General features: G+C 53.3%; 1 tRNA gene and 1 rRNA gene. Both read left to right on the top strand.

From position 1 onward, the window contains the following. Positions 1-65 (top strand): 16S ribosomal RNA (locus C9F12_RS22355); the annotation flags it as partial. A gap of 113 nt (positions 66-178) precedes the next feature. After that, positions 179-254 (top strand) — tRNA-Ala (locus C9F12_RS22350). Positions 255-302 lie beyond the last annotated feature (48 nt).

The raw sequence follows: 302 nt of genomic DNA, 5'->3' as shown, positions 1-302 counted from the left end.
TCATGACTGGGGTGAAGTCGTAACAAGGTAGCCGTAGGGGAACCTGCGGCTGGATCACCTCCTTAAACGACACGTCATCTGACTGTCGGTAAGTGCTCACAATGAATTACCTGATCAAGCAAGAGTAGCGACTGAAGGGTCAACGCTCGAGGCTAGAGTAGCTGGACCCTTGTAGTATGGGGCCATAGCTCAGCTGGGAGAGCGCCTGCCTTGCACGCAGGAGGTCAGCGGTTCGATCCCGCTTGGCTCCACCATTTCTCGATCTCGAGTAAAACAGTCGTCAAGTTCTAAGCAAGATGCTT

The organism is Halomonas sp. BN3-1 (genome assembly GCF_003056325.1).
GTDB lineage: Bacteria > Pseudomonadota > Gammaproteobacteria > Pseudomonadales > Halomonadaceae > Halomonas > Halomonas litopenaei.
This window is presented reverse-complemented; position numbering and strand designations above follow the sequence as displayed.